Origin of the sequence: Phyllobacterium bourgognense (genome assembly GCF_003337575.1) — a bacterium.
Classification (GTDB): domain Bacteria; phylum Pseudomonadota; class Alphaproteobacteria; order Rhizobiales; family Rhizobiaceae; genus Phyllobacterium; species Phyllobacterium bourgognense.
In genome coordinates this window covers 1-1436 of record NZ_QPJM01000057.1, presented here as the reverse complement: position 1 = coordinate 1436, position 1436 = coordinate 1, and the positions used below count along the sequence as shown (strand labels likewise).

The window sequence follows — 1436 nt, the reverse complement described above, 5'->3', positions numbered from 1 at the left end:
CGCCGCGATGTTCAGAACCAACTGAAGCAAAGGGATGGCGGCAATTTCGCCGGCAATCGCCCTGGGCAAGGTGCAAATCGTCCGGCCAATCGCGATATCGGGCAAGGTGCAGGCGCGGGCAACCGCAACATCGGACAGGGCGCAGCGGCCAACCGCCCGAATCGGGACAGACCTAACGCCAACCGTCCGGATCGACCTCGGCAACAGCCGGCAGGTGGCCGAGCCGACAACCGTCCAAGCCAGCCAAGCGCCCTCGGTAATTATGGCTCTGGTCGGGATGCTCGCGCCTCGTCGCAGCGCGGCAATGCCAGCCTGGGCGGCGGCGGCGGCCGTCCCAGAGCCCAGCCTGGCGGTGGTGCCAGAATCCAAGGTGGCGGCCAGCGCGCCAGGGGCGGTGGCGGCCCCAGGGTGCAACGCGGCGGCGGAGGTCGAGGTGGCGGAGGTCGCGGCCGTCGCTGACCTGTCGAAGCCATCACCATTCCTTGTGAAGGGATTACGAAAATGTATCGCGCAACTCTGAAAATACTTCTCGCTTCCGCATTCCTTTCGATGGCGGCAACGTCTCCTTTGATTGCGGCGGAACCTTCGCTTGAACGTTTCGTTGGCGCAAAGTCGGAAACGTTCAAGGAACCCGGGGAGGCACTTGATGCTCTGAAGAAGGATCTCGGTGCCAAGGATGTCGACGCTTTGGCCAAGGTTCTTGGTCTGAATGCCGAAGCGGCCAAGAAATCAGATGACTTCGATGATCGTTTGACCGACCTCCAGAAGGCATCCGGGGAGCGCGCCGAACTGAAAGACCGGAAAGATGGCAGTAAGGAAGTCATTCTTGGCAATCTTGCCTGGCCATTTCCGTTCCCCTTGGTCAAGCAGGATGCCGGCTGGCAGTTCGATACGAAAAAGGGGCTGGAGGAGATTCTGGCGCGGCGGATCGGCGAGAACGAAACCGCGGCCATCGAGACGTGCCGCAGCTACATCGCCGCGCAGACTGCCTACGCGCAGAAGGATCACGATGATGATGGCGTCCTGGAGTTCGCCCAGAAGACGGTCAGCTCGGAAGGAAAGCACGACGGGCTCTACTGGAAATCGGAAGGCGGCGAGGAAAGCCCTGCAGGCAGTTTCGGAGATGATGCCAGGATCGAAGCCAGCGCGAAGTCAGACCGCGGCTATTTCGGCTATCGCTACCGGATACTCAGAGCTCAGGGAAGCAACATTGCCGGCGGCAAGTATGATTTTGTCATCAATGGCAACATGATCGCCGGACATGCCTTGATCGCCTGGCCGGCAATATATGGCGAAACCGGGATCAAGACTTTCGTTGTCAGTCATCATGGGACTATTTACGAAAAGGACCTCGGACCGGCTACCGACAAGATGGTTAAAGAGATAAGGTCATTCAATCCGGATCAAACATGGGATTCGGTTGACGACTGATCGCG

At 59.5% G+C, this 1436-nt stretch carries 1 protein-coding gene and 1 pseudogene; both read left to right on the top strand.

Annotation, left to right across the window (positions count from 1 at the left end; genetic code table 11):
* A pseudogene (locus C7476_RS28490) lies at positions 1-459 on the top strand (DUF3300 domain-containing protein); the annotation flags it as partial.
* A gap of 42 nt (positions 460-501) precedes the next feature.
* Positions 502-1431: a DUF2950 domain-containing protein gene (locus tag C7476_RS27760; protein ID WP_114433124.1), complete on the top strand. Its 930-nt coding sequence runs from the start codon at positions 502-504 to the stop codon at positions 1429-1431.
* Positions 1432-1436: the final 5 nt, after the last annotated feature.